This window comes from Ornithobacterium rhinotracheale DSM 15997 (assembly GCF_000265465.1).
Classification (GTDB): Bacteria; Bacteroidota; Bacteroidia; order Flavobacteriales; family Weeksellaceae; genus Ornithobacterium; species Ornithobacterium rhinotracheale.
Genome location: NC_018016.1, coordinates 64588 through 90110 on the forward strand (window position 1 = coordinate 64588; position 25523 = coordinate 90110).

Here is a 25523-nt window from a genome sequence, read left to right on the forward strand (position 1 = left end):
CTATCTTTGCAAACTTAAGTGAGCCGCCTTGTCGCGTGCCTGAGCGAGGGTACGAGGAAAGTCCGGACACCATAGGGCGACGCAGCGGGTAACACCCGCCACTTGTTTTTCTTCGGAAGGGCAAGGAGGACTAGTGCAGCAGAAAGAATGTACAGTACGGCTGTAGTGAAATCAGGTAAACTCTGCGTGGTGCAATGCTATGTATATTGGCTGATAAGGGCGGCTCGTCCGATGCCAAGGGGTAAGCAGCTAGAGTTTAGCAGTAATGCTAAATGTAGATAAATGGCAAGGCGTTTCTCGTGAGAGAAATGACAGAATCCGGCTTATAGGCTCACTTTCTTTTCTTAAATTAACCCTTGGGTTTCAAAATATTGAATAATCGCTTTTTTCATCAAAAGCGTTTGTTCATTGGCTTTCAATTGGGGCAATTGTTCCAGCACTTCAAAATGTGGCCAGCCATCGGCATCTTTGCCTTCAAATCGGTAGTAGCCATATGGCTCAAGCAATCGGCACACGGCAATGTGCATTAAATTCACCTTTTCATCTTTTTTATACCTGCGGTGTCCCATGCCTAGCTCCTGCACGCCAATTAAAAATAGAATCGTGTCGAGATTGGGGGGGGCGCCGTCGGTGAGATGTTCTTTGAAGAAATTTAGCACTTTTTCCCATGCAAGTGCCTCTTGAGATGGACTAGGCATTTTGTAATTTTTCTATGATTGCTAAAGGATTTTCAGCTTTAAAAACGGCACTTCCCGCTACCAAAACATCAGCACCACATTCAGTGAGTTTTGCAGCATTGCTCGCATCCACACCACCATCTACTTCGATGAGGGCGGAAGCATTTTTTTGTAGAATTAAATCTTTTACTTCGGCTACCTTTTTATAAGTATTCTCAATAAACTTTTGTCCGCCAAATCCAGGATTCACACTCATAATTAAAACCAAATCCAAATCTTGAATAATGTCGCCAAGCAAATGCACAGGTGTATGCGGATTCAGCGCCACACCCGCTTGCATTCCTTCGTTTTTAATCTGCTGAATATTTCGGTGCAAGTGCGGACAAGCTTCATAGTGCACGCTTAGCAAATCGGCACCACAAGCTTTAAAAGTCTGCGTATAGCGTTCGGGCTGGGTAATCATTAAATGCACATCTAGAAATTTGTCGGTCGCTTTGCGGATCGCCTCTATCACAGGCATTCCGTAAGAAATATTGGGTACAAAAACGCCATCCATAATATCAAGATGAAACCACTCGGCAGGGCTTTCATTTACCATTTGAATGTCTTTGTCTAAATGTAGAAAATCTGCCGCCAGCATAGAAGGTGCTACTATCGCCATAACTTTTAAATTTAATTCTTGGCGAAGATAATAATTAAACTTTAAATTTGAAATTAAAGCGACTTTAAAATATTAAATAAAAATTAAAAACGAATAGCTTTCAATGAAATTTGAATAAAAATTCGTACCTTGTAAAATAAATTTAAAACGATATGAAATTTTTTATAGACACAGCCAATTTAGACCAAATTCAAGAAGCACAAGATTTGGGCATTTTAGATGGTGTAACGACCAATCCTTCGCTCATGGCAAAAGAGGGAATCACGGGGAAAGAAAATATTTTGAAGCATTATCAAAAGATTTGCGAACTCGTTACGGGAGATGTGAGTGCCGAAGTCATTGCCACAGATTTTGATGGCATGGTGAAAGAAGGCGAGGAGCTGGCAAGCCTACACGAGCAAATTGTAGTAAAAATCCCAATGATTAAAGACGGGGTGAAAGCGATAAAATATTTTGCCGATAACGGAATTAGGACTAACTGTACACTAGTATTTTCCACAGGGCAAGCCTTGTTGGCAGCCAAAGCGGGGGCGACTTATGTTTCGCCATTTGTGGGGCGTTTAGACGACATTTCGCAAGATGGCATGCAATTGATTGCAGATATCCGCACGATTTATGACAATTATGCTTTTGAAACAGAAATTCTTGCCGCATCGATTAGAAACCCAATGCACATCAATCAATGTGCGCTAATTGGAGCAGATGTAGTGACTTCGCCATTGAACGCGATTTTAGCATTGCTTAATCATCCATTGACAGACAAAGGATTGGCACAATTTTTAGCCGATTATAAAAAAGGAAATTAATCATTTTAATTATTTTTATGGTTTCTCTTCGCTCAGCCAAAACGGCTGAGCGATTTTTTTTATTAAAGAATTTATATTCGAATCGAGTTCGGAATGATAGAGAGAATCAAATATACTTTTGCGTTGTGTCACCCTGAACTTGTTTCAGGGTCTTACACAAAGAGATTCCTAAACGAGTTCGGAATGACTACCACACGAGTTTAGCCATAAAATCCAAAAAAAACACCCAAAAAACGATTTTTGACTAAAATTAGAGTGAATAAAAGAAATACATTACCTTTGTAAAAATGTATTTAAAAAAGATTCACTTAATCAATTTCAAGAATTTCGAGGAGAAAGAATTGGAGTTTTCCCCAAAGATTAACGCCTTTGTGGGGAACAATGGCGTGGGCAAAACCAATTTGCTCGATGCGGTGTATTATTTGAGCCTTTTTAAAAGTTATTTCAACGCCAGCGATGCCCAAAATATTAGGATTTCGCAAGATTTCTTTTTTGTGGAAGGTTGGTTTTTCAAAAATCAAAAAGAAGAATGGGTGCAGTGTGGCGTGAAAAAAGGCGAAAAGAAAAATGCCAAACGCAACCAGAAAACCTACGAGCGCATTGCCGACCATGTGGGGGAGTTCCCCGTGGTGATTATTTCGCCCTACGATCGCGATTTGATTACCGAGGGCAGCGATGTGCGTCGAAAGTTCGTTGATCGCATCATTTCGCAATCAGATTCGGTGTATTTCAATCATTTATTAAGATATAATAAGGTGCTTTCTCAGCGTAATGCCTTGCTCAAATATTTTGCCGCCAATCACAGTTTTGATGCTTTGCAACTTTCGATTTTTGATGAAGAAATTTTAAAATTGGGCAAAGATATTTTTGAAAAAAGAAAAGACTTTTTAGCATCATTTCAGCCCAAATTTCAGAAATATTATGCCTTTATTTCGCAAGAAAAAGAGGAGGTGGAAATCGTGTATCAATCTGATTTGGAAGTGAATCCTGAAACTTATTTAGAGGAATCTTTAATTAAAGACAAATTGGTGCAGTACACCACGCAGGGCGTGCACAAAGATGATTTGAAATTTAATATTCGAGGGCATTTAATCAAAAAATTCGGTTCGCAAGGACAGCAAAAATCTTTTTTAATTGCATTGAAATTAGCGGAATTAGAAATCATCAAAGAACAAAAAAATGTAACGCCGATATTGCTTTTAGACGATATTTTTGATAAATTAGACGAGTCGCGTGTGGAGCAATTGATAAAATTGGTAAATGAGGAGCATTTTGGGCAAATTTTTATATCCGATACGCACCCCGAGCGCACCCAATCAATCATTGCCAAAATCAATGATGACCACAAAGTGTTTAAATTATAACTTAAATTTCTATGAAGAAAAAACAGAATTTAGTGAGTTTGGCAGAGGGACTTTCCAACTTTGTAGATAAATATGGCTACCGCAATCAAGTGAAGGAGAGCCAAGTCATCGATGCATGGCACGTGCAAATGGGCGATTTTGTGAAAAATATGACCGAGACGATTTTTGTTAAAAATCAAGTTTTATATGTTCGATTGACTTCTCCTGCGTTTAAATCAGAATTTAGTTATGGCAAAGCCAAAATCATAGCTCATATCAACGAAAGTTTGGGCGAAGAGTATTTAAAAGATGTACACTTTATTTAGTTAACAATAAAAAACAAAAAAAACAATGCAAGACAACTTTATAGACCATGTAAGAATCAGTGTAGCCAGCGGGAAAGGAGGAGCTGGTTCTGCACATTTGCGCAAAGAAAAATATGTGCCCAAAGGAGGTCCTGATGGGGGAGACGGTGGGCGTGGAGGAAACATTATTGTCGTGGGCAATAGCCACCGCTGGACACTTTTCCATCTAAGATATACACGCCACCTAAAGGCTGAAAATGGTGGAAATGGTGGCAAGCAACGAAGCACGGGTGCCGATGGCGAAGATGTATATATCGAAGTGCCGCTTGGTACAGTAGTAAAAGATGAGCAGGGGCATCAGCTGTTTGAAATCACTGAAGATGGGCAAAAAGAAGTGTTGCTCCACGGTGGGCGTGGAGGGCTCGGAAACTGGCATTTTAGAACATCGGTAAACCAAACACCTCGCTATGCGCAACCAGGCGAGCCTGGCAAGGAAATGCAAGCTACTTTTGAGCTAAAAGTGTTGGCAGATGTGGGTTTGGTAGGGTTCCCAAATGCTGGAAAATCTACGCTGCTTTCGGTGCTTACGGCAGCCAAACCGAAGATTGGGGATTATGAATTTACGACACTCACCCCGAATTTGGGAATTGTAGAATATCGCAATCACGACTCATTTGTGATGGCGGATATTCCGGGGATTATTGAAGGAGCATCGGAGGGTAAAGGTTTAGGACATAGATTCTTACGACACATTGAACGAAATGCACTTTTATTGTTTTTGATTCCAGCAGATGCTAAAGATTATGCAAGAGAATATGAAATCTTGAAACACGAGCTAGAGAATTATAACAAAGAATTGCTCGATAAGGATTTTGTGATAGCCATTTCAAAATCGGATATGCTCGATGATGAATTAAAGGCAGAAATTGCTAAACAATTGCCTAAAGATGTGCCACATGTGTTCATTTCCTCAGTGGCACAAACGGGACTTCAAGAGCTCAAAGATTTACTTTGGAAAAAACTTAACGAAAAGTTTACTTAAAAGAGTTTGAGATAATTCTCCAATAAGACTTAAACTTCTTGCGCTTGGCGTGAGGATAGGTGAAAGACAAGCTACAAAGCTCATCATTTTTGCTTTTAGCTTGTTTTTTTATGATTAAAATTTCGTGATAAAGATTATTGTTCTCTTTGTCAAAACCAAAGACTTCTACACGATTTTTATCTTGTTTTAAATTATAAATTTCCAGTTCTTTTTTCATGGACTGCACAATTTCTTCCAGCTGAGTTCTTGGCGAAAAAGTAGTGCCAAAAATTCTAATTTCAGCACCATCTGGTTTATTGCTAAATACACGCCCGTCGCCGTTGGTAGGCTCTGGTTCTGGATTAAAGTTACTAGGATAATTCATGCAAATATCAAATCTATTGTTGCAATACTCCACATAATTTGTGATTTCGTTGTCGGAAATATCAATAGGGCTAGCAACTATAATCTCTTGCTCTACACGACCTTTACATGCCGCTAAAATTGTAACTAGCGCAATATATTTTAGCAATTTCATATTCAGTATTTAGTAAAGTACAAATATACAATAAAAGAGAAAACTAGTTTTTTGAATGAAAAAATAAAACCTTAGTTTTGCAGTCCAATTTAATTTTAAAAGATAAACACAAAAAATGCTTATATTACTACAACAACAAACAAACATTGCAAACGAGGCAGAGAAATCTTTGGATTTAGTAAAAGATTCTGTACAAGATCATTACGATAAACTTTTATCCCATTTGCCGAGTTTAATCGTAGGGCTTTTAATCATTATCCTAGGAAGCTTATTGGCAAAAATCATTACTGGAATTTATCAAAAGAGATTTCTAAACAAGGCAAATGATCCGCTGATGGCTAAATTCTTATCCAGAACCGTTCAGCTGATTTTATTCTTAATTTCTGCCATGTTGGCACTAGAAGTAGCGGGGCTTAGTAGTGTAGCAGGTGCTATTTTGGGGGCAGCGGGAGGAGCCGCGTTGATATTGGGTTTTGCTTTTCAAGACATCGGGAAAAACTTTTTAGCAGGAATTATTTTAGCCTTCAATCGTCCGTTTAATATCAACGATAGTATTCAGATCGATTCTCATTTTGGGAGCGTGCAAGCCATGAATTTTAGATATACTCACATCAAAACCTCAGATGGGCGAGATATTTTTATCCCTAACAGCGATGTGCTTACCAAACCTGTTGAAAATTATACAATTGACGGTTTCTACCGAATGGATTTTATCGTGGGAATTGGCTACGAAGACGACATTGACCAAGCTAAAGATATTATCCAAAAAATCCTAGACGAGCACCCAAATGTAATGAAAACTGCCACACACAAAAGTTTTGTGATTGAAGATGAATTGGCTGCAAGTGCTGTGAATTTAAAAGTGCTGTTCTGGGTAGCGACCAAGGATTACAAAGTGGCATCTAATGTGTTGCGAGGAAGAATCATTCGCGAAGTCAAAAATCAATTGGTGGCGGCAAACATCAATCTCCCTGCCGATATTCGTGAGCTTAAACTCTATGGCACAGAAAAGAACTTTGCAATAAAAATTGATCAAGACGCAAGAAATTCTTGATTAAACTCAAAAAAATAAGCATAATTACAATTTTTTTGTATTTTTGAGGCGAGTTTAATACCAAAAACTGAAACTATGGACATGATGAAAATGTTGGGGCAATTACAAGAATCTCAACAAAAAATTCAAAACGCTAAAGAAGCTATGAAAAACGAATTTTTAGATGAAAAATCATCTGATAATTTGCTAGAAGTAAAAGTTTCAAAAGCGGGAAGAGTAAAAGAAATCAAGATAGACGACGAACTTTTGGAAGACAAAGAGCAACTAGTAGATTATTTAATCCTTACTTTAAATAAAGCACTTGAAAAAGCTCAAAATCAATATGATGCAGAACTGGAACGCGTGGCAAGACAAGGAATGCCACAGATTCCTGGAATGCCGTTTTAAGAGTTTATGATTACAAAAAATTAAGACCAAAAAAGCTATCCACCAACAGCGATGTGTGTGCGGGTAGCTTTTCTATTTTGAACTAAAATTTTATGGATAAACTCAAAAAACAGCAATTTGCATGGGCGTTTTATGACTGGGCAAATTCGGTGTATTCATTAGTGATTACCACCGCGATTTTTCCGATTTATTTCGGGGCGGTGCTCAGCGAGCAAGAGGGCGTGAAAGTCTTTGGCATTCAATTTTCTGATAAGGATATTTTGTATTCTTATTCCATTACAGCATCATTTGTGATTGTGGTTTTGCTTTCGCCCATACTTTCCGCTATTTCAGACCAAATTGGGAATAAAAAGCGATTTTTAAAGATTTTTTCGGTTTTAGGTTCGTTGGGGTGTGCATCTTTGTTCTTTTTCACCAACGAAGAAACACTTTGGATAGGGATTCTTGGGAGTATCACCGCAAGTGTGGGCTACTGGGGGAGCTTGGTGTTCTACAACGCGTATTTGCCCGAAATTGCCGACAAAGATAGGCAAGATGAGCTATCTGCTCAAGGCTTTGTTTATGGTTATATAGGTTCAGCAATTTTGCTCATTTTCTGTTTAGTTATGATTATGTTTGTGAGCAAAGAATTAACGCGTTATTCGTTTTTGCTCGTAGCCCTTTGGTGGATTGGCTTTGCACAATACACTTTTAAACATTTGCCAAACAGCTATACTCAGCCCAGCCATAAAACATCTAAAATATGGAAACATGCACATCGCGAGCTTTTTAAAGTGGGGCAGGAACTCTTTAAAATTCAGCGATTAAAATATTATTTATTAGCATTTTTCTTTTTGAGTGTTGGTATTCAAACTATCAATTACATGGCAAGTAGATTTGGCGACCAAGAACTGGGCTTAGATTCTACCAATTTGATTATTGCCATACTTTTAATCCAGTTTGTGGCAGTTGGAGGCTCCTATCTTTTTGCTTATTTATCTAAGAAAATGGGGAATTTGCCAGCCCTACAAGTGGGGCTAGTCATCTGGGCAGGGATTTGTTTTTCCGCTTTTTTAATACACCGAGATGATAAATATGTTACGGCAGAATTTTATGCCATGGGGGCGGCAGTAGGCTTAGTTTTGGGCGGAGTGCAATCGCTTTGCAGAAGCTCTTATTCTAAGCTTTTGCCTAAATCGAATGACAATACCATTTATTTTAGTTTTTATGACATTGTAGAAAAATTAGCGTTGATTTTAGGAAGTTTTATATTTGCCCAAGTGCTTTATCTTATGGGGAGTATGCAGTATTCGGCGTTATGTCTGGGTATCTTTTTTATCTTGTCCATTATTTTTCTAAGATTAATTAAAAAGTAAAAAAATACATTTTGGCTAATTTTTTGAGCTAAAAAATTTAATGATGAAAAGATTATTGATATTCTCAATCGTTATGGTATTTGCTTCATGTCACAATTATAAAAAAACGACAGACTACTATGGCGGAACCAAGGAGTTTAACCTCTCTTATGGCGAAAATAAAAGGCATCGCATGGATTTGTTTCTGCCTGCATTTAGGGATAATAAGCCACTGGTAGTCATCATTCATGGTGGCGGCTGGATTTTGGGCGAGCCTTGGCATTTGCGTGGCATTCAGAATTTTTTGCACAAAAAGCAATATCCTACAGCAAGTATCACTTATCGTTTGGCAAACAAAAAAATTAATTATAAAGATCAATTGGCAGATGTCTCACAAGCCATAGAGTTTTTAAAGAAAAATGCCAAAAAATATCATTTGCCATCTGCTCCCTATATCATGCTAGGAGAGAGTGCGGGCGGGCATTTAACGCTAATGTATGCGCACGAACATCCAGAAAATGTGTCTAAAGTGATTTCAATGTCATCGCCTACGGATTTTTACTCAAAAGCATATACCGATAAGAAATTTTACCATTGGTACACCAAGCGTACGATGTCTATCGCCGTGGGAGATAGATACAAACTCGGAGAAAAAATCCCCGAAAGTTTCAAAGAAGCAAGTCCGTTGTTTAATCTAGCAAATAAACCTACTTTGATGTTCCAAGGAACTACCGATTTATTGGTAAACAAATCGCAAGGTTTTGCACTAGACAAAGCTCTAACGGAGGCAAATATCCCACATCGTTTGGTAGTGATGAATGGGGCAGGGCATTTGCCAAGATATCGCCCAAGCTGGAGAAATAAGGTAGTTTTTCCTGAGATTTTAAATTTTATCGAGCGAGATACCCAAAACTTACGTATAGAAAAAATCGAATATTAATTAAATTATGAGAGATTCAAATTATTTTCCAGACGCTACGCCAGAAAAAAGCTTAGGCTTTAAACTAGTTTTGATACTTGTAGCCATTATGACCATTTCTTTTTCATTTTTTAGAGTAAAAAGAATTATCGAAGATCCCGTTCAGCTCGACCCTACACTTGGGATTGAGCCACTTTGGTACACCTACACGGTGCTCGCCATGGCAATAATTACGCTTGTAGCCCTTTGGTTTACCTATCAATACAAAAAATGGGGCGTTTATGCGACAGCCTCTGCATTATTCATTATTGTGATTTTAAATCCTGAGTTTTCCTTACAAAAAACTTTGTTACCGATGTTCACGCTTTTTACATTTGTGGGCTACGGCTTGTTTGAAATCATTCCGCGATGGAAATATTATTCGTGATGATTTTAAACTTAAAAACATCAACTAAACCGTGAGAAATTGCCTTTTTAATTATAATAGGGGAGAAATTTTAGTATCCAAAACGCACGCCAATGGAAAACGGATACGATTTGCTCGGTGCGTTTTCAAACAATGGTGTGAGTGTGTATTTGGCATAAAAAATCCAAGCACCATAGCCAAAATGTGCCGAAACGCCATAAATCCATTGAGTAGCGTCTAAATTGTTTTTTACCGCTTCGCGTATTTTGCTACCATTCTCATTTCGGTAACGCAAGACTTGTTTTTCGTTCAGCAAAGTTCCTGCATAGGCACCTACGCCCATTCTAAATCCTTCAGAATTACTTGGAGAAGGGAAATTATAATTAAATGTTACGGGCAGAATTAAATAAGTAGTTTTAAGTTTTGATTTACTTAAATCTAATGGATATTGCTCCACAGATGTCACCCCATTTTTATTCACAAAATAATCATTGTTTTTAAACTTTAATTTATCAATCATAAGCGACAAGCCATAGTGAAATGTAAGCGAATTATCTTTTACCAAACTGAAGTTTCTCACATAGCCAATCTCAATCGATTTGGACCCCCAAACTTTAAAATCCTTCGCAATATCGCCATCCAGTGCGTGCAATCCAATGGCAAAAGTCAGTCCCGAATAGCCATTATCAAATCTCACTTCTTTGCGTTTGTCTTTTGGGTGCGATGAAGTAGTAACTTTGATAGAATTTTTCTTGCGAACGATCACAATGCTATCGGTCGAGTTGTTTATACTTTCTTTTTTAATGCTTTGGCTCACTTGCTGGCTCAAAAGCAAATCCAATTGTTCTTTCTCTTTTTCCACTTTTTGATTGATGTTTTCGCTTGATTTCTGAGCAGCATCAAGTTTCATTTGTTTAGCTGTAGCCAGGTCAATTTCTTTTTTGTTAAAAGATTCATCAATCTTTTTAATTTCAGTTTTTAAAAGATTTTTTTCGCTTGTCGTGATGGAATCAATTCGGTTTTTAATAGCTTTTACCTGAGATTCAAAAAATTGTGCATTTACCAATCCTGTGGAGCAGAGTAGCACAAAACTAATCCATAAAGTAAACTTTTTCATATGTGTATTATTTTGAAATTTTATTTTGAAGGGCTAAATGTATTTTCTTTAAATTTTTGGAAATGAAATCCAAAAGTTGCGGAGATTTTTCGCTAAAGATTTCATCTTCTACTTGCGCCAAAAGCTGTTGTGTATCCATGTTTACATACTCATACGGTGTTTGTGGCATTTTTTCGTTTTCCACACTGGCGAGTAATTCCTGTGCCGAAACATAACGCATTGCAGGCGATTTTTTTTGCAAAGAATCTTTCAGCTCTGGATGAGCAGCAAGCAAATCATCAATCTGCTGAATAGACTGTAGAATCTCGTTTTTCAATGCTTTTTTCTTGGCTAAATCATCTGTTGTTGTGGTCGCAATTTGCGTTTTTTCTTTAGGCTGAATTTCGGGCGTTTTAGGCTCAATTTCAGTTTTTTCTGTAGTAATTTTTGGCTTAACTTGTTGTATTTCTATCCCTTTTGAGGGAGCAGAAGAGGTGTTTTGAGTAGCCACTTTAGGCATAGATTTTTCGGGATAAAGATAAATGCCTAAGCCAATCAAAAGCAAAACCGAAGCCGCCACCGAAAAATATGTCCAAAAAAACGATTTTGGTTTTTCGGTATTTAAATCCTGTTCAATTTTATTCCAAAGGGTATCATCGGGCTTAATTTCCCTTTGGTTCATTTTATCCTTTAATTGATTTTTCCAATTATTGTGCATAGAGTGTTTCTTTTGATAAATTCGTTTTTAATATTTTTTTGGCATAGGCTACTTGCGATTTGCTCGTTCCTACCGAAATGCCTAATTTCTCAGCGATTTCGTGGTGTTTCATGTCTTCTAAAACATAGAGAACAAAAACAATTCTGCAACCTGTGGGCAAGATGTTTAAGATGTTTTCGAGTTCTTTTTCCGTCAGTTGCGAAAGGTTTGGCATGGCAATTTGCTCGTGCAAATCTTCTAAATAGTCAAACGAATTTTTAGCCATTTTGCTGCGCAAAAAATCCAAACATTCATTCACGGTAATTTTGCGCATCCAGCTGTAGAGTGCTTTTTCTTCGGTGCCTTTAAACTCCAAAATTGAGTTAAAAATCTTTAAAAAAGCTCGGCTCATCGCATCTTGCGCAAACTCAAAATCCTTGATATACCAATGGCAAACACTCAACAAGCGAGGCGCATATCGCTCATACAGCTTGCGCTGCGCTCGGCGATTGTTTTGCTGCACTTCCCGTAGCAGTGTACAAGTGTTTTGCATTGGAATTATTTTTCCCATAGAATTTGCTTTCTATCTATACAAACGAATTTTTTGATCAAAAGGTTGGAAAATCTTTTAAAAAAATTTTAATAAAGATAAAAGTTTTAAGTGATAAACTGCAAATTAAATTTTTAGAAAAAATAAAATTTATACCTTTGCTTTTATGTGGAAATCAGTTTTATTAGCCCTAATTGCGGGCTTGCTTTTCGTTTTAAGTTGGCCTACCAATGGCTTTCCATTGTTGGTGTTTTTTGCCTTCATTCCCTTATTATTGATTGAAAGACAATTCTCTGAAGCTGAATTTGGCAAGAAAGGACTTAAAATTTTTGGATTAAGTTTATTTACATTTTTAATCTTCAATGCGCTCACTTATTCATGGCTTAGCCACGCACATCCCGAGACCGATGCCACTTTGAGCGAATTGCAACAAGCTTGGTTTGCTTATCTTTTTGCTGTGATTGTCAATAGTTTATTGATGTCGCTTGCTTTTCTGTTTTTCCACAAAATAAGACTTAAATTCGGTAATTTTTTAGGTTATGCATTTTTGCCCATGATTTGGATTTTCCTTGAAAAATTACACTTAAATTGGGATTTTGCTTGGCCTTGGTTAAATTTAGGAAACGCTTTTGCCAGCTTTCACAAGTGGGTGCAATGGTACAGCGTAACGGGAGCCTTGGGCGGAACGCTTTGGGTAATTTTAGTCAATGAATTTTTGTTTTTGGGCATTAATTCATTTTTGGAACATCAGAAAGCATGGGGCAAAAAAATGCTAATTTTGGGCATTTTCACCATGCTGTTGCCGATTGGTGGTTCCTACATTATGTACAATAATTATGTAGAAAAATCAGAACAATCGGTAGAAGTTGTTTTGCTTCAGCCAAAATTGGATCCGTATCGGGAAAAATACCAACTATCGGGAGATCAGATTTTGATGGATTTGCTCAATTTAGCCCAAAAAGGAATTACGGATTCTACTCAATTTGTGATTGTGCCAGAAACGGCTTTCCCTGGGCTGGATAATGTGGTGTTAAATGATGTAGAGAGTGATTATTATATTCAGAGAATCAAAGAGTTTGTACGCTATCATCCGCAAGTGAATTTTATTTCTGGTATGGATGCCGTGAAATTCTTTAACCAAGAAGAAATGCCAAATCCTACGGCAATAGAAATGAAAAACGGTGGCTGGCTTAATCATTATAACGCTGTTGCTCAGTTGAATACTAAGGATTCTGTGCAAACTTATTTTAAATCAAAATTGGTGGTAGGTGTGGAGCTATTCCCATACATGTCGGTGTTGAAACCATTGCTCGGCGATGCCATGCTTGATTTTGGTGGCAGTGTAAATTCGCTTACTACGCAAGAGGAGCGAAGCGTTTTTAGCAATACATTAAACAATGGAAAAGTGGCACCGCTGGTGTGCTACGAATCTATTTTTGGAGAATTTGTTTCTGAATTTGTGAAAAATGGTGCAAATTTCATTTCTGTAAGTACCAACGACTCTTGGTGGGGCAATACGCAGGGGCACAAACAATTTTTGGAATATGCCAAGCTCCGAGCTATCGAGAATAGGAGAGATGTGGTGCGTGCTGCCAATAGCGGAATTTCGGCATTCATCAATCAGCGAGGAGATATTGTAAAATCTTTGCCTTATGATGAAAAAGGATTTTTGCGTGGCGAGGTGCATCTTAACAGCGAGCTCACGCCTTATACAAAATCAGGCGATGTCGTTGGACGCATCGCCTTGATTCTAGCAGGGGTTATGACTGCTTTTTACTTTATGTCTTTAATTCTGAAAAAGAAAAATTAAGACTTATAGCCTAAAACTTTTATTCCTTGAATAAAATCAATGTCCACAGGAATATTATCGTGGTTTAACTTGTCTAAATCTTTCTGTAATTCTGGAGAAATTTTCCCGTATTTTTCAACCAATCGTTTTACGCCTTCGTAATCTCCGTCGCCTTGGAGCGTCAAGATTAAACGGCTAAGGCTCTCCACGGCGTCTTTAAACTTATCAAAGTTTACCACATAGGTGCCGTCGCTGTTTTTAGAAAAAGCACCTTGCTCTTTAAAATAATTAAAACGAATGGTATTGGCAATCCCGTGTGCACTGGAAGCTCCAAATCGCACCGAACGGAAAATGCCCGCCATAAAAGTAACCATAAAATCTTTTTCGTTTCCATCAAGTACGCCTTTGTTGAGCAGTTCTGAAACCATATAAAGTCCTAAAATATCAGCTTTTCCTTCTTCTAGGGCAGAAGCGTATTCTTTCAAGTTCTCGCGCACTGTGCCACGCCCGTTGATGGTATTTTTAATCCCTAAACCATGCGCCACTTCGTGAAACATTGTATTGGCAAAAAATGCATCAAAATTCACATTTTTTCTTTGTTCTGGTGAGATTAGAGTGTTCACAATTGGGATTAAGATTTTATCGAATTTAGCCTGCATGGCATTTTTAAGTTGCAAGCGTCGAGTTCCTTTTTCCAATTGGATTTTTTCGTCGTTGGGTAAATTTACGGCAATCGTTTTGCTTCCTGCGTTGGCGTTTCCTGCATAGTAAATCACATCATAGGCACCTAAATCTGAGTCGCTTCCAGGTGTTTCTTTTTTATATTCTGCGGGAACGGGCAATCCTTTTTGTAATTCAGGGAGATAGCTTGCATATTTATCCAATTTTTTACTCCATTCTTTATCTTTGATTAAAACATAAGCCTCGTGTGCTGCTTTAAAACCAAATAATTGATCTTCATAAGTTTCGATAGGGCCAATGATGACATCTATGGTGTTGTTTTTCATGTTGATCCACGCTAAATCACTTTCGTAATAATTATCGGTAAGCATGGCATCGGCGCGTTTTAGCAAATAGTTTTTAAGCTCCTTGTCTTCTGAAATAGAGGCTGCTTTTTGCAATAATTCAGCAACATAGTGCACTTCTTTTTCAAACATTTGGTGATAAGGAATTGTGTACAATTCGCCTTTCATGTTTCTGCGTACAAAGGTATAGAGCGATTTGCCTTCGGGTAAATTAGCTTTTTCAAACTCTTCTTTGGTCATGTTGGTAGGGTAGAAGTTGGCTCCTAGTGGCTTTCGTCCCACACCTTTTACGAATGGCAAGTCGTTGTCTAGCCTATCCCAAGGCCCATAATTGATGATGGCGTATTTTCTAGCATCGCCTTTTAAATATTCCAACAAAGCTTGTTTTTTCCCATAACCTTCGTACCAAAATAAATCATTCATCACATTAGCTGCCTCGATCAGATAAGGGATCATTTTTCGCTCGCTAGGTGTGAGCTTTGACAAATCGGTGGTGAGTTTTACGGGGGTATATTGAGCTAAGTCTACTTTGGCGTATTCCACTTTGGTGTTCTTGGTTGTGCTACAAGCCGAAAAAATAGCAAGGCTTGCAAGCGATAAGATTAGTTTTTTCATGTGTACTTTTTATTTATAGTGTTTTATCACTAAATCTTCGTTTCTTCTCTGTTTAGGCGAAAGGTGTAATTGGTTGTAATCGTTTTCCTCATCGCGTCCACCTAGAGCTACTGCCACGATGGTTTTATATCCATCAATTTGTAGCACTTCGTCGTATTCAGCAGGTTGAATCCCCTCCATTGTAGTGGTGTCGATACCTTTTACGGCACATGCACTCAATAGCACACCGAGCGCAATGTACACTTGCTTTTCCATCCATTTTTCTTTGTCCTCTTGAGGGGTGTTGATGATGTGCCCTTGGTAATAATTTAAGGCTCCTTCTGGCAAATAATCGTGAATTTCTTTTTCAAATTGCTCTACCGATTTACCATAAAAACCACAAGGCAAGAAGCGTTTTTAATTTTTGGCTCGTTGTAAAAAGATCTTTCTGCCAATTTTGCTTTAAGTTCTGGCTCTTCTATAAATAAGAATTTCCATGGTTGGCTATTGATAGAAGATGGGCTAAGTCTTAATATTTCTTTGAGTTCTGTAATTTCTTTTTCATCAATTTTTTTCGTTTCATCATACACCTTAGTTGTGTATCTCTCTTGCATTGCTTGTAAAAAATTCATCATTTTTAAATTTAAATTGCTGTATTTAAGCCATAAATTTAATGATTTATTTCAGTTCAAGCCCTATTATTCATAGAAATTAATTGGATTTAAAGAATTTTTAAAACTAAATACAGAGCAAATCTTTGGAAAAAAATCAAAAGATTGTTTGATTAAAAAAGTCCATTTCTGGAAAATCATTTTTTAATCCAACAAAGCTTGTGCCTGAGCCTTGGCAGCTTCGGTAATATCTGCTCCGCTGATCATTTGAGCAATTTCATTTAAGCGTTCTTCTTCGTTCAATTTGTGAATTTCTGTTTGTGTGGCACCCTCTTTCTCAGATTTCGAAACCTTGTAATGAGCGTTTCCTTTGGCTGCTACTTGTGGCAAATGCGTGATGCTTATAACTTGGAGATTTTCTCCCATTTGTTTCATGATTTTGCCCATTTCGCCTGCAATTTTGCCACTCACTCCTGTATCAATTTCGTCTAAAATTAGGGTAGGCAAAGTTTTGTGCAAAGCCAAAGATCTCTTTACGGCAAGCATCAATCTCGAACGCTCACCACCAGACACTGATTTTTCAAGTGTTTTCAATTGCGTGCCTTTGTTTGCCGTAAAAAGCAACGACAATTCCTCTTTTCCAAACGGGTTAAAATCCTCGCTAGGAGATAAGTTAATTTGAATTTCGGAGTTTTGCATTCCCAAAACAGATAATGTTTCCAAAATCTCTTTTTGAATTTTTGGAATCACTTTTTCTCTTCGGTCGTGCAAAGTTTTTGCCTCAGCATTTAATTGTTCTGTAATTTTTTTGATTTCATTTTTCAAAGCCACCACATCGCCAGAAGCACTAGCTTCTTGTAGCAATTTTTGTTCAATTTCAGACTTAAAACTTCTAAGTTCCTCAATATTTGCACAGTGGTGCTTTTGCAACAAATTGTGGTAAATATTTAATTTTCCTTGAATTTCTGCCAATGCAATAGGATCTGGTTCCACATTATCGGTATAGCGATCAATTTCACTAAAAATATCTTTTGCTTCAATTTCTAAAGACTCAATGCGCGATGCCAAATCTTCATTTGAAAAATAATCTGCAAATACCTTAGATTGAGCTTTTAATTCATTTAATAAAGATAAAATTCCGCTTGGTTCTGCCGACATCAATTCAATGGATTGTCCTAATTTCCCCGCCACTTCTTCGGCATTTTCTAGTAAATATTGTTGCTGCTCTAGCTCTTCTGGATTTAGATTGTCTAAATCCGCTGCATCTAATTCATTGAAAATAAAATCGTAATAATCTTTTTCTTTTTGAAATTCGGCTTGTCGTGCCAAAATTTCATTCAATTCACGATTTTTAGCCTTTAGAATTTTTAATTTTTGCTGAAATTCCTCAACCAATTTTTGATTTTTAGCCACGGCATCAATCCATTCATACTGAAACTCTTGCGTAATGATATCTGCCGTTTGAAATTGCGAATGCACATCAATCAAATGAGCACTTAGTTCTTCCATCACTTTTAGCGTGGTAGGCACATCGTTTACAAAGGCACGCGATTTTCCCGAAACCAAAATTTCGCGACGCAAAATGGTTTCATCTTCATAATCCAAATCGTGTGTTTCAAAAAATGCCTCTAAACCTAAATTTTTAACATCAAAAACAGCCTCTACCACACATTTTTCGTCGGTGTTTTTAATCGATTTTAAATCTGCTCTCTCGCCAAGCACTAAACGCAAGGCTCCCAGCAAAATCGATTTTCCAGCCCCCGTTTCACCTGTTATGATGCTCAATCCCTTGTCGAGATTAAGTTCTAAATCATTGATTAAAGCGTAATTATGTATAGATAAATGTTTCAGCATTATTTATTCAACTTTTTCCAAAGATCGTTGTTGTTCGGCGAAATTTTTTCTAAAAGTGTTTTTAATTTATTCAATCCAAAAGTAGATGCGATGCCTCCAGTGAAAATTTGCTCAATTTCGTGTTTTTTAGTATTAAAGAAAATATCTAGCATATAGTTTTGCGAATAATCGTTATTTTTCTCATAATAATCCAGAGTCAAAAGGCTATTCCCGATGTCATTTTTAGCCTTTAACTCATTGGAATACATCTGATCTAAACCTTTGATATGGTAGTTGTAATAAAGTGTGCGCATTGTGCTCCCACTTGGAGATAAAATATCGTTTACCAATGCGGTGCGGTTTCTCACAGATTGCGAGTCCCAGCCGTCAAACCTTGAACTTATGGCATTAGAACTCACATTTTGAGCTATTTTAAAATATTGCGTACCTCCATTTTTTTCAAAAGTATCTGCATCTACGCCTAAAATTAAATAGACATAAAATCCAATTACATCGCTTAAATTCGTGTTACTGAATTTTCTTTGATTAAATACAATTTGCTGAAAATCTGTATATTCAAAATCAAAGTTTGTATCATTTATATTCAAAGTAGGCGTGTAATAATTGGTATTGAAAACGGGGCGTCTGCTCTGTACTTGCAAACTTGCTTTGTATTTGTTACTTCCTGATTTTTCTTTGATTATGATGTTAAAAGAAGCCTCGATTCGTTCATGAATTTTGTAATTTTTATCGCTCCACTTCGTGGTGTTGATGAAATCCCTAAGCGATTTTTCAAGTGCTTGGTAAGTGCTTGCGTTGGAGCCACCTACTTGCGAATAATCCACATTCACTTCGGCATAAAATTCCTGTGCAAAGCTGAAATTTAAAAAGAGTAGAAGCAGTGTTGCGATTTTAATTTTCATGATTAAATGTTTTGAGCAATATAATTCAAAATATCTTTTGCCACCTCTTTTTTTGATTTTAAATCAAAAGAAATTGGAGCATTATTTTTTGTAATAAAGCTTACTTTATTCGTATTAGTTTGGAAACCAGCTCCTTTGTCTTCAAGCGTGTTAAGCACAATCATATCGGCTTTTTTATGATTGAGTTTTTGTGTCGCGTTTTCAATCGCATTTTGTGTTTCCAATGCAAAACCTACCAGAAATTGATTTTCTTTTTTTGTTTCTCCTAGAGATTTTAAAATATCAGGATTTTTAATCAATTCAATGTGTAAGTTTTCGTCTTTTTTCTTGATTTTATTCTCGGCAATGTCTTTTACTCGGTAATCTGCCACGGCTGCTGCCATAATCAAAACATCTTGTTTTTCAGCCAATTCATCTACTTTATTTTTCATCTCTATGGCAGATGTTACTTTATGTAAAGTAATATTGGGGTGCTCTGCCTTGAGTGCTGTAGGTCCCGAGATTAAGCAAACTTCTGCACCCATTTTCGCTGCTTCTTCAGCAATGTGATACCCCATTTTACCCGAAGAATAATTTCCGATAAATCGCACAGGGTCTATGTTTTCGTAGGTAGGTCCTGCGGTGATTAATATTTTTTTATTTTTAAATATTTGATTTTCTGAAAAATAATCTTCTAGAAATGATGCCATATTTTCTGGTTCCTCCATGCGCCCTTCGCCGTGCAATCCACTTGCTAATTCTCCAGAAGTGGCTGGAATCACCGAAACACCATGAGATTTTATTTTGGCTAAATTCTCTTGCGTAGTAGGATGTTTATACATATCCAAATCCATTGCTGGAGCTACAAAAACGGGGCATTTAGCCGAGAGATAAGTGGCAAGCAAGAGGTTATTGCAATTGCCATGTGCCATAGCAGCTAGCGTATTGGCTGTGAGTGGAGCTATAAGCATTGCATCTGCCCACAAGCCTAATTTTACATGATTGTTCCACTCGCCGTTGGCATCTGAAAATTCACTCAGTACAGGCTGAGTAGAAACCACATGAAGGCTGAGCTTGCTAACAAAGCTAAGTGCGGCAGGCGTTGTAATTACACGCACCTCCGCACCTTTTTTGATTAGCAATCTCACAAGCGATGGAATTTTGTATGCCGCAATTCCACCTGTGACACCTACTATGATTTTTTTATCTTTTAAAGAAGACATTTAGTCTTTTTTCTCTTCTGGTTTTCTGAAATATACATCACCATCTAGCCATTCTCTTACTGCGATAGCGGTAGGTTTTGGCAATCTTTCGTAAAACTTAGAAACCTCAATTTGCTCTCTGTTTTCAAATACTTCTTCTAGAGAATCTGTATTTGCGGCAAACTCATCTAGCTTTTCATGTAATTCTGTTTTGATTTCGCTGTTGATTTGTTCAGCGCGTTTTCCCATAATTACGATAGCTTCGTAGATGTTTCCTGTTGGTTCTTGAATTTTATTTCTATCATAAGTGATAGTAGACTGTTCCGCGTTGATATTTTTATAGTTCATAATTATTTGGTGTTCTCTATTAGTTTTTTTCTATTCTTGTTATATTCTTCAATTCTTTTAAGTTCCTTGATGGTTTCAACTTCTTCTTCCTCAATTTTTTTCAGCCATTTCTCTGCTTCGTCTAGATATTGGCTATTAGGGTAGTTTCTTTTAAGAAGTCTATAAGCCGTGCGGGCTTCCTTCAAGCGGTTTTCTTTTTTAGACAAAACACTCTGAATCGCGAGTTCAGCCTTTGAGCGTAATAAATAAATGTAAGCTTCTTCTCGGTATTTTGAATCTGGAAAATCATCGATAAAGTTTCCAAAATTCACCGCAGCTGCTTTGTATTTAAGCGTTCTGTAGTAATCTTTAGCAATGTTGAAAGCTTTTTTTTCTAGTTTTCTTCTAAGTTCGTTAATTAGCTCATTTGCTTCCTTTACTCTAGAAGAAGTAGGATAAGTGTCTATGAAATTCTGAAGCGCTTTCATAGCTTCGTAAGTATTTTTCTGGTCTAGATTATAGGCTGGCGAACCTTTGTAATAACTATAAGCCGACATATATAGAGCCTCCTCAGCTTTAGGACTTCTTCGATATTGCACAAAGAAATTCTCAAATTGTTTTGCCGCCAAAGTTTCATTACCATCGTAGAAGTTGGCATAAGCCGAATTTAAATAAATATGTTCAGCCTCTTTGGTTCCCACATAGTCTGGGGCAATCTTGGTATATAAATCGGTTGCGTAGCGCCATTTCTTTTTAGCGTAAAGCTCGTCTGCCGTTTTTAAAACAAACTGAGCATCATTACTTTTCATCGCTTTTTCAAAACTTCTGTTACAAGAAACGAATGCTAAAGTGATGGCCGCTGCAATTAGGGTCTTCTTAATCATTCTGCAAAAATAAATAAATTATTAATATATATCAACATTGGCTTTCTATTTCCTGATTTAATTTAGTAAATATTTAACTCAGAAATGATTAAAGCCCCCAAAATTAAATCGAGCAAGGGAATCCAATGGTTTTTAATAAATAAAGTATATCATTTTTAAAATTCCAATTTTTGACATATTTTTTATTGATTTTCACTTTGTCTGACCACAAAACCTCATCATTATATTTAATCGGGTCTGATACTTGGTTTAAAATCTCATTTTCGTTTTTATAAGCCAATTGTGCGGGTCCTGTAATGCCTGGTTTTACTTTCAGAATGATTCTGTCCTCTCCTTTGAGCACATCGGCATAGCCTTGCACATCGGGGCGTGGTCCCACGAAACTCATCGTGCCGTTTAAAATGTTGATTAATTGCGGAGTTTCGTCTAATTTAGTTTTGATTAAAAAACGCCCAAAATGGGTGATTTTATGAGATTTTTCGGTGGTTACGCTATTGGTGTAAGTCCCCTTTAAGCTCCTAAATTTATAAATGGTGAAAAGTTTGGCATTTTGCCCGACTCGTTTTTGTGTGAAAATTCCGTTTTGTTGCGTATCAATGCTGGCAATTATCCAAATTAAAAGCATGGGAATTGCAAGTATAATCAGCAAAATTATAGCGAAAACATAATCAAATATTTTTTTGGATAAGGGCATTAAGCGTTTTAGAATTTATACAAATATAGGAATTTGAGCTAAGATAATTAAAAGAAAGCTACTCTTAAAAAATAGAAAAGAGTAGCTTTTTTTAGGTAATGAAAAAAAATGTATTAAAAATTAAATTTTCCCGATGATTTCATTTAATGTAGCCGACGGACGCATGGCACGCGTAGTCTTTACTTCAGATGGATCGTAGTAGCCTCCAATGTCTTGTGGATGCCCATGAGAAGCCGTTAATTCTTCATTGATTTTTGCTTCGTTAGCTTTCAATTCTTGTGCAATTGGAGCTAATTTTTGAGACAATTCAGCATCATCAGTTTGGTTAGCTAGAGCTTCTGCCCAGTAAGACACAAAATAGTAATGCGAACCGCGATTATCGATTTGTCCTAATTTTCTTGCGGGAGATTTATCGTTTTCAAGATATTTTGCCACGGCAACATCTAGCGTGTCGGCAAGGACTTTGGCACGCTCATTTTTAGTTGTATGGAACACATGCTCGAGCGATGCACCAAGTGCCAAAAATTCGCCTAGAGAATCCCATCGCAAATAACCTTCGTCCAAAAATTGCTGAATGTGTTTTGGTGCAGAACCTCCTGCTCCTGTTTCAAACAAGCCTCCTCCGTTCATGAGCGGAACGATAGAAAGCATTTTTGCCGAAGTTCCTAATTCAAGGATAGGGAACAGGTCTGTAATGTAATCTCTCAACACATTTCCAGATGCCGAAATGGTGTCTTTGCCTTCGCGCATTCTTGCAAGAGTTTTCTTCATAGCCTCGTCTACATCCATGATAGAAATATCAAGCCCTGTTGTGTTGTGAAGTGGTAGATATTTTTCCACTTTTTTAATGATTTCGCGGTCGTGTGCGCGTTGCTTATCTAGCCAAAAAATCACAGGCGTGTCCGAAAGTCTTGCACGCGTTACGGCTAATTTCACCCAATCTTTGATAGGTTCATCTTTGGTTTGGCAAGCACGGAAAATATCTCCTTTTTCAACATTTTGCTCTAGCAAAACATTTTCGTCTTTGTCCAAAATCTGAATCACACCTTTTCCTTCTGCTTGGAAAGTTTTGTCGTGCGAGCCATATTCTTCCGCTTTTTTAGCCATTAAACCCACATTAGAAACCGTTCCGATTTGAGTAGGATCAAGTGCACCATTGGCTTTGTTTTCATCAATGGCGGCTTGGTAAAATTTAGCATACGCACGATCTGGAATCATTGCCAAAGTATCTTCCTCTTTGCCCGCAAGATTCCACATTTTTCCTCCGCCACGAATCATTGCAGCCATCGATGCGTCGATAATCACATCAGAAGGCACATGGAAGTTAGTAATTCCTTTGTCGGAATTTACCATTGCCACTTTAGCATTTTCGTTTAAAGTATCTTTAATATCGTTTAAAATCTCGTTTTCTTTTTCGTTTCCTTTGATTTTATCTAAAAGTGATTGCAGTCCAGCGTTTGGCGTAATGTCTAAAGATTTAAAAACATCGGCGTATTTTTTATACACTTTTTTGAAATAAGTCTCGACAATGGCACCAAAAATAATTGGATCGGAAACTTTCATCATCGTAGCTTTTAAGTGAGCTGAAAGTAAAATGTTTTCTTTTTTTGCTTCTTCGATGCTTTTTTGTGCAAATTCTTTCAAATCCTTCATGCGCATTACGGCACAGTCAATCACTTCGCCAGCGAGTAGTGGACTTGTGCCTTTTAGCGTAGTTACTTCACCATTTTCGGCTTTAAATACAATTCTAAATTGATTATCTTTTTCTATGGTAACGGATTTTTCGGTATCGTAGAAATCGCCGTATTCCATATGAGCCACGCGCGTTTTGGAATCCTTGGTCCAAGCCCCCATACGATGCGGATGCGCTTTGGCATAATTTTTCACTGCTTTAGGAGCTCTACGGTCTGAGTTTCCTTCTCTTAAAACAGGATTCACTGCCGAGCCAAGTACCACAGCATAGCGTTTTTTGATGTCTTTTTCTTCATCATTTTTTGGCTCAAGCGGATAATTCGGCACATTATAGCCATGCGACTGAAGCTCTGCTATGGCATCTTCTAATTGCTTTACAGAAGCAGAGATATTTGGTAGTTTAATGATATTTGCCTCTGGGCGTTTTGCCAAATCTCCCAGCTGAGTCAAAGCATCGTCCACGCGCTGCTCATCTTCTAAATAATCTGGAAAATTCGCAAGGATACGATGTGCTAGGGAAATATTAGCCAATTTAATTTCGATGTCGGCAAGGGAAGTAAGTGCTTTTACCATTGGTAAAAAAGAATGCGTAGCTAGCATTGGAGCCTCATCGGTAAGTGTGTAATGAATATAAGATTTTTGAGCCATTATTAATTGTTTTTATAATATGATTTCTACAAATTTACTTTTTTTATTTTTAATTTGAAAGAAAAACAATCTAAAAATAGCCTTTAAACACATGAATCCACCAATGGTTTTTAATAAATTAAAAGGAACTAAAAATCATACAAAAAGTTTCAAGATTCAGAATTAAATATGCCAAAAATCATATTTTTCAGGGCTTAAAAATCTGAATTTAAAGCATTTTTATTGTAAATTTACCCTCAGCTTATTATATAACACATGAGAAAATACATATTTCTATCATTATCTTTATTGGCGTTAAATTCTTTTGCCCAAAACAATTGGGATATAAAACCAAGTAATCAGTGTGAGAATCGCTGGGTGGCTTATTCTAAGGGAGACGATATTTCCATCATTGGGTTCTTATATATGGACATAGACAGAGGTCTTGTTTTGAACCATGTAGGGGGAGCTAAAAAGGGGGAAGATGGTAAATTTACGCTAAAAAAGGAAACTAAAAAAGAGGCTATTTTTAATGTAAATGGGCTGACTAATGTGTATTTAATTCCCGATGAAGTACTGGTAGAGCTTGGCTTGCCCAAAACACCCAAGTGGCTCGAAACTTATCAAAGAATGGGTGCTCACGAAATTCGAGGGCAGTACTACTGGGGGCGAAGCTATTACCGAAATGGAATGTATGAAAAGGCACTTTCTTTTTTCAAAAAAGTAGAAGCGCAAGATCCTAACTATAAAATAGTGCAGGGGTATTTAGCCCTTATTTATTTAAACTTAAAAAAGTATAGCGAGGCACTCCCTTGTGCTAAACAATATTATGCTTCCTATCCCAATGATTGTTTTGCGATGTCGGTTTTGGGCAGGGCAGAAGCCAGAAATTTTGAGACCACTAAGGCGGTAGAAATGTACAACACAATGATCGAAAAATGCACTTCTAAACGAGATATCTTAAAACAACAATTAGCCGCAGATATTTCCTTTGCTTTTCTTAAAAATAAAGATCAAGAGAGTTATAATCATTGGAAAAAGATAGCATTAAATTACAAAGCAAAAAACGACTTGGTGCAAGATAATCTCGAATCCTATTTTAAAAAAGTAGACAGTAACATGGATAAAATAATGCAAGTTGAATAATTTAACGACCACTGCCTTGAGTTTTGATGGGAATTTATAAATTGTTTTTAGATGACATTCGTGAGGTGTCTACGGTGTATCCTTCACTTAGTAATGATGACTTTATAATCGTTCGTAATTTTGAGGATTTCAAGCAAGTTATTATTGAAAAAGGCTTGCCCAGCTTTATCAGTTTTGATAATGATTTAGGCTTAAATCCAGATGGAACTCTCGCGCCAGATGGGTATACTGCCACTAAATGGCTTGTTTATGAATCGGGTTTAGATTTAAAAGAATTGAAATTTAAAGTACACTCTGCCAATCCCGTTGCTAAAAAGCAAATAGAAAGCTTATTAAACAACTATATTCAGTTTTTGAACAAAAGTTAAAAAAATTAAAAACAAAGTATTTTTTGAAGATAATT

Annotated in this window: 28 protein-coding genes and 1 other RNA gene; 13 read left to right on the plus strand and 16 right to left on the minus strand. The window is 37.1% G+C overall.

The features are described 5' to 3' along the window. Nucleotides 1-15 precede the first annotated feature (15 nt). An RNA gene (rnpB, locus tag ORNRH_RS11775) (RNase P RNA component class A) lies at nucleotides 16-342 on the plus strand. A 2-nt stretch (nucleotides 343-344) separates the two neighbouring features. Here rnpB and ORNRH_RS00315 read toward each other — a convergent pair. Beyond that, on the minus strand, nucleotides 345-698 hold the full coding sequence (locus ORNRH_RS00315) for a hypothetical protein (protein WP_014789924.1): 354 nt from the start codon (nucleotides 696-698) through the stop codon (nucleotides 345-347). Beyond that, the gene (rpe, locus tag ORNRH_RS00320; protein WP_014789925.1) at nucleotides 691-1338 is read right to left on the minus strand and encodes a ribulose-phosphate 3-epimerase; all 648 of its coding nucleotides are present in this window, start codon (nucleotides 1336-1338) and stop codon (nucleotides 691-693) included. Before rpe ends, ORNRH_RS00315 begins: the two co-directional genes overlap by 8 nt. Nucleotides 1339-1490: 152 nt before the next feature. Here rpe and fsa point away from each other — a divergent pair, with 152 nt between their 5' ends. The 4 genes from fsa (at nucleotide 1491) to obgE (ending at nucleotide 4834) form a co-directional block, all read left to right on the plus strand. Beyond that, a complete protein-coding gene (fsa, locus tag ORNRH_RS00325) occupies nucleotides 1491-2144 on the plus strand; it encodes a fructose-6-phosphate aldolase (protein WP_014789926.1) in 654 nt (217 codons plus the stop codon). Nucleotides 2145-2431: 287 nt separating this feature from the next. Beyond that, complete coding sequence (gene recF / locus ORNRH_RS00330) at nucleotides 2432-3508, plus strand: DNA replication/repair protein RecF (protein WP_014789927.1); 1077 nt, start codon at nucleotides 2432-2434, stop codon at nucleotides 3506-3508. Between the two features lie 11 nt (nucleotides 3509-3519). Then, on the plus strand, nucleotides 3520-3813 hold the full coding sequence (locus tag ORNRH_RS00335) for a DUF721 domain-containing protein (protein WP_014789928.1): 294 nt from the start codon (nucleotides 3520-3522) through the stop codon (nucleotides 3811-3813). Nucleotides 3814-3838: 25 nt separating this feature from the next. Beyond that, nucleotides 3839-4834 (plus strand): GTPase ObgE, encoded by a 996-nt coding sequence (gene obgE / locus ORNRH_RS00340; RefSeq protein ID WP_014789929.1) that lies wholly within the window; start codon nucleotides 3839-3841, stop codon nucleotides 4832-4834. Here obgE and ORNRH_RS00345 read toward each other — a convergent pair. Next, nucleotides 4827-5351: a hypothetical protein gene (locus tag ORNRH_RS00345; RefSeq protein WP_014789930.1), complete on the minus strand. Its 525-nt coding sequence runs from the start codon at nucleotides 5349-5351 to the stop codon at nucleotides 4827-4829. The genes obgE and ORNRH_RS00345 overlap by 8 nt on opposite strands. 115 nt (nucleotides 5352-5466) lie before the next feature. On the opposite strand from ORNRH_RS00345, the gene ORNRH_RS00350 reads away from it, so the two are divergent. From ORNRH_RS00350 to ORNRH_RS11465, 5 genes are all read left to right on the plus strand, one after another. After that, the gene (locus tag ORNRH_RS00350) at nucleotides 5467-6405 is read left to right on the plus strand and encodes a mechanosensitive ion channel family protein (protein WP_014789931.1); all 939 of its coding nucleotides are present in this window, start codon (nucleotides 5467-5469) and stop codon (nucleotides 6403-6405) included. A gap of 75 nt (nucleotides 6406-6480) precedes the next feature. Further along, nucleotides 6481-6792, plus strand: coding sequence for a YbaB/EbfC family nucleoid-associated protein (locus ORNRH_RS00355; RefSeq protein ID WP_036600842.1), 312 nt, complete (start codon nucleotides 6481-6483; stop codon nucleotides 6790-6792). Between the two features lie 92 nt (nucleotides 6793-6884). Then, complete coding sequence (locus tag ORNRH_RS00360) at nucleotides 6885-8147, plus strand: MFS transporter (protein WP_014789933.1); 1263 nt, start codon at nucleotides 6885-6887, stop codon at nucleotides 8145-8147. 40 nt (nucleotides 8148-8187) lie between these two features. Further along, nucleotides 8188-9066: an alpha/beta hydrolase gene (locus tag ORNRH_RS00365; RefSeq protein ID WP_014789934.1), complete on the plus strand. Its 879-nt coding sequence runs from the start codon at nucleotides 8188-8190 to the stop codon at nucleotides 9064-9066. Between the two features lie 7 nt (nucleotides 9067-9073). Beyond that, nucleotides 9074-9472: a hypothetical protein gene (locus ORNRH_RS11465; RefSeq protein WP_014789935.1), complete on the plus strand. Its 399-nt coding sequence runs from the start codon at nucleotides 9074-9076 to the stop codon at nucleotides 9470-9472. Between the two features lie 70 nt (nucleotides 9473-9542). On the opposite strand, the gene ORNRH_RS00375 is transcribed toward ORNRH_RS11465, so the two are convergent. Genes ORNRH_RS00375 through ORNRH_RS00385 form a run of 3 tightly spaced genes read right to left on the minus strand, consistent with a single transcriptional unit; the run spans nucleotide 9543 to nucleotide 11815 of the window. After that, nucleotides 9543-10568: an outer membrane beta-barrel protein gene (locus tag ORNRH_RS00375; protein ID WP_014789936.1), complete on the minus strand. Its 1026-nt coding sequence runs from the start codon at nucleotides 10566-10568 to the stop codon at nucleotides 9543-9545. A 7-nt stretch (nucleotides 10569-10575) separates the two neighbouring features. Next, on the minus strand, nucleotides 10576-11265 hold the full coding sequence (locus ORNRH_RS00380; protein ID WP_014789937.1) for a hypothetical protein: 690 nt from the start codon (nucleotides 11263-11265) through the stop codon (nucleotides 10576-10578). Then, nucleotides 11255-11815 carry an RNA polymerase sigma factor gene (locus ORNRH_RS00385; RefSeq protein ID WP_052312687.1) on the minus strand — a complete coding sequence of 187 codons (561 nt, stop codon included), beginning with the start codon at nucleotides 11813-11815 and terminating at the stop codon, nucleotides 11255-11257. The genes ORNRH_RS00380 and ORNRH_RS00385 overlap by 11 nt, the downstream gene beginning before the upstream one ends. 145 nt (nucleotides 11816-11960) lie before the next feature. Between ORNRH_RS00385 and lnt the strand changes: the two genes are divergently transcribed. Next, entirely contained in the window at nucleotides 11961-13604 is a 1644-nt protein-coding gene (lnt, locus tag ORNRH_RS00390) for an apolipoprotein N-acyltransferase (RefSeq protein WP_014789939.1), read from the plus strand. Here lnt and ORNRH_RS00395 read toward each other — a convergent pair. From ORNRH_RS00395 to ORNRH_RS00435, 10 genes are all read right to left on the minus strand, one after another. Then, a complete protein-coding gene (locus ORNRH_RS00395) occupies nucleotides 13601-15223 on the minus strand; it encodes a dipeptidyl-peptidase 3 family protein (RefSeq protein ID WP_014789940.1) in 1623 nt (540 codons plus the stop codon). The two genes, lnt and ORNRH_RS00395, sit on opposite strands and share 4 nt — an antisense overlap. A gap of 9 nt (nucleotides 15224-15232) precedes the next feature. Beyond that, nucleotides 15233-15610 carry a nitroreductase family protein gene (locus ORNRH_RS12570; protein ID WP_311316246.1) on the minus strand — a complete coding sequence of 126 codons (378 nt, stop codon included), beginning with the start codon at nucleotides 15608-15610 and terminating at the stop codon, nucleotides 15233-15235. Then, nucleotides 15580-15837 (minus strand): nitroreductase family protein, encoded by a 258-nt coding sequence (locus ORNRH_RS12575; RefSeq protein ID WP_311316247.1) that lies wholly within the window; start codon nucleotides 15835-15837, stop codon nucleotides 15580-15582. Before ORNRH_RS12575 ends, ORNRH_RS12570 begins: the two co-directional genes overlap by 31 nt. Before the next feature lie 180 nt (nucleotides 15838-16017). Next, nucleotides 16018-17667 carry a DNA repair protein RecN gene (locus tag ORNRH_RS00405; protein ID WP_014789941.1) on the minus strand — a complete coding sequence of 550 codons (1650 nt, stop codon included), beginning with the start codon at nucleotides 17665-17667 and terminating at the stop codon, nucleotides 16018-16020. After that, nucleotides 17667-18569: a type IX secretion system protein PorD gene (porD, locus tag ORNRH_RS00410; RefSeq protein WP_014789942.1), complete on the minus strand. Its 903-nt coding sequence runs from the start codon at nucleotides 18567-18569 to the stop codon at nucleotides 17667-17669. The genes ORNRH_RS00405 and porD overlap by 1 nt, the downstream gene beginning before the upstream one ends. 2 nt (nucleotides 18570-18571) lie before the next feature. After that, nucleotides 18572-19771, minus strand: coding sequence for a bifunctional phosphopantothenoylcysteine decarboxylase/phosphopantothenate--cysteine ligase CoaBC (gene coaBC, locus ORNRH_RS00415; RefSeq protein WP_014789943.1), 1200 nt, complete (start codon nucleotides 19769-19771; stop codon nucleotides 18572-18574). After that, nucleotides 19772-20098, minus strand: a complete 327-nt coding sequence (locus tag ORNRH_RS00420) for a DNA-directed RNA polymerase subunit omega (protein ID WP_014789944.1) — start codon at nucleotides 20096-20098, stop codon at nucleotides 19772-19774. A gap of 2 nt (nucleotides 20099-20100) precedes the next feature. After that, on the minus strand, nucleotides 20101-20961 hold the full coding sequence (locus ORNRH_RS00425; RefSeq protein ID WP_014789945.1) for an outer membrane protein assembly factor BamD: 861 nt from the start codon (nucleotides 20959-20961) through the stop codon (nucleotides 20101-20103). Between the two features lie 103 nt (nucleotides 20962-21064). Then, complete coding sequence (locus ORNRH_RS00430) at nucleotides 21065-21655, minus strand: sugar transferase (RefSeq protein WP_014789946.1); 591 nt, start codon at nucleotides 21653-21655, stop codon at nucleotides 21065-21067. A 120-nt stretch (nucleotides 21656-21775) separates the two neighbouring features. Then, a complete protein-coding gene (locus tag ORNRH_RS00435; protein ID WP_014789947.1) occupies nucleotides 21776-23995 on the minus strand; it encodes an NADP-dependent isocitrate dehydrogenase in 2220 nt (739 codons plus the stop codon). A gap of 255 nt (nucleotides 23996-24250) precedes the next feature. Here ORNRH_RS00435 and ORNRH_RS00440 point away from each other — a divergent pair, with 255 nt between their 5' ends. Both ORNRH_RS00440 and ORNRH_RS00445 read left to right on the plus strand, forming a co-directional pair. Beyond that, nucleotides 24251-25120: a tetratricopeptide repeat protein gene (locus ORNRH_RS00440; RefSeq protein WP_014789948.1), complete on the plus strand. Its 870-nt coding sequence runs from the start codon at nucleotides 24251-24253 to the stop codon at nucleotides 25118-25120. Between the two features lie 26 nt (nucleotides 25121-25146). Then, complete coding sequence (locus tag ORNRH_RS00445) at nucleotides 25147-25488, plus strand: cyclic-phosphate processing receiver domain-containing protein (RefSeq protein WP_014789949.1); 342 nt, start codon at nucleotides 25147-25149, stop codon at nucleotides 25486-25488. Nucleotides 25489-25523 lie beyond the last annotated feature (35 nt).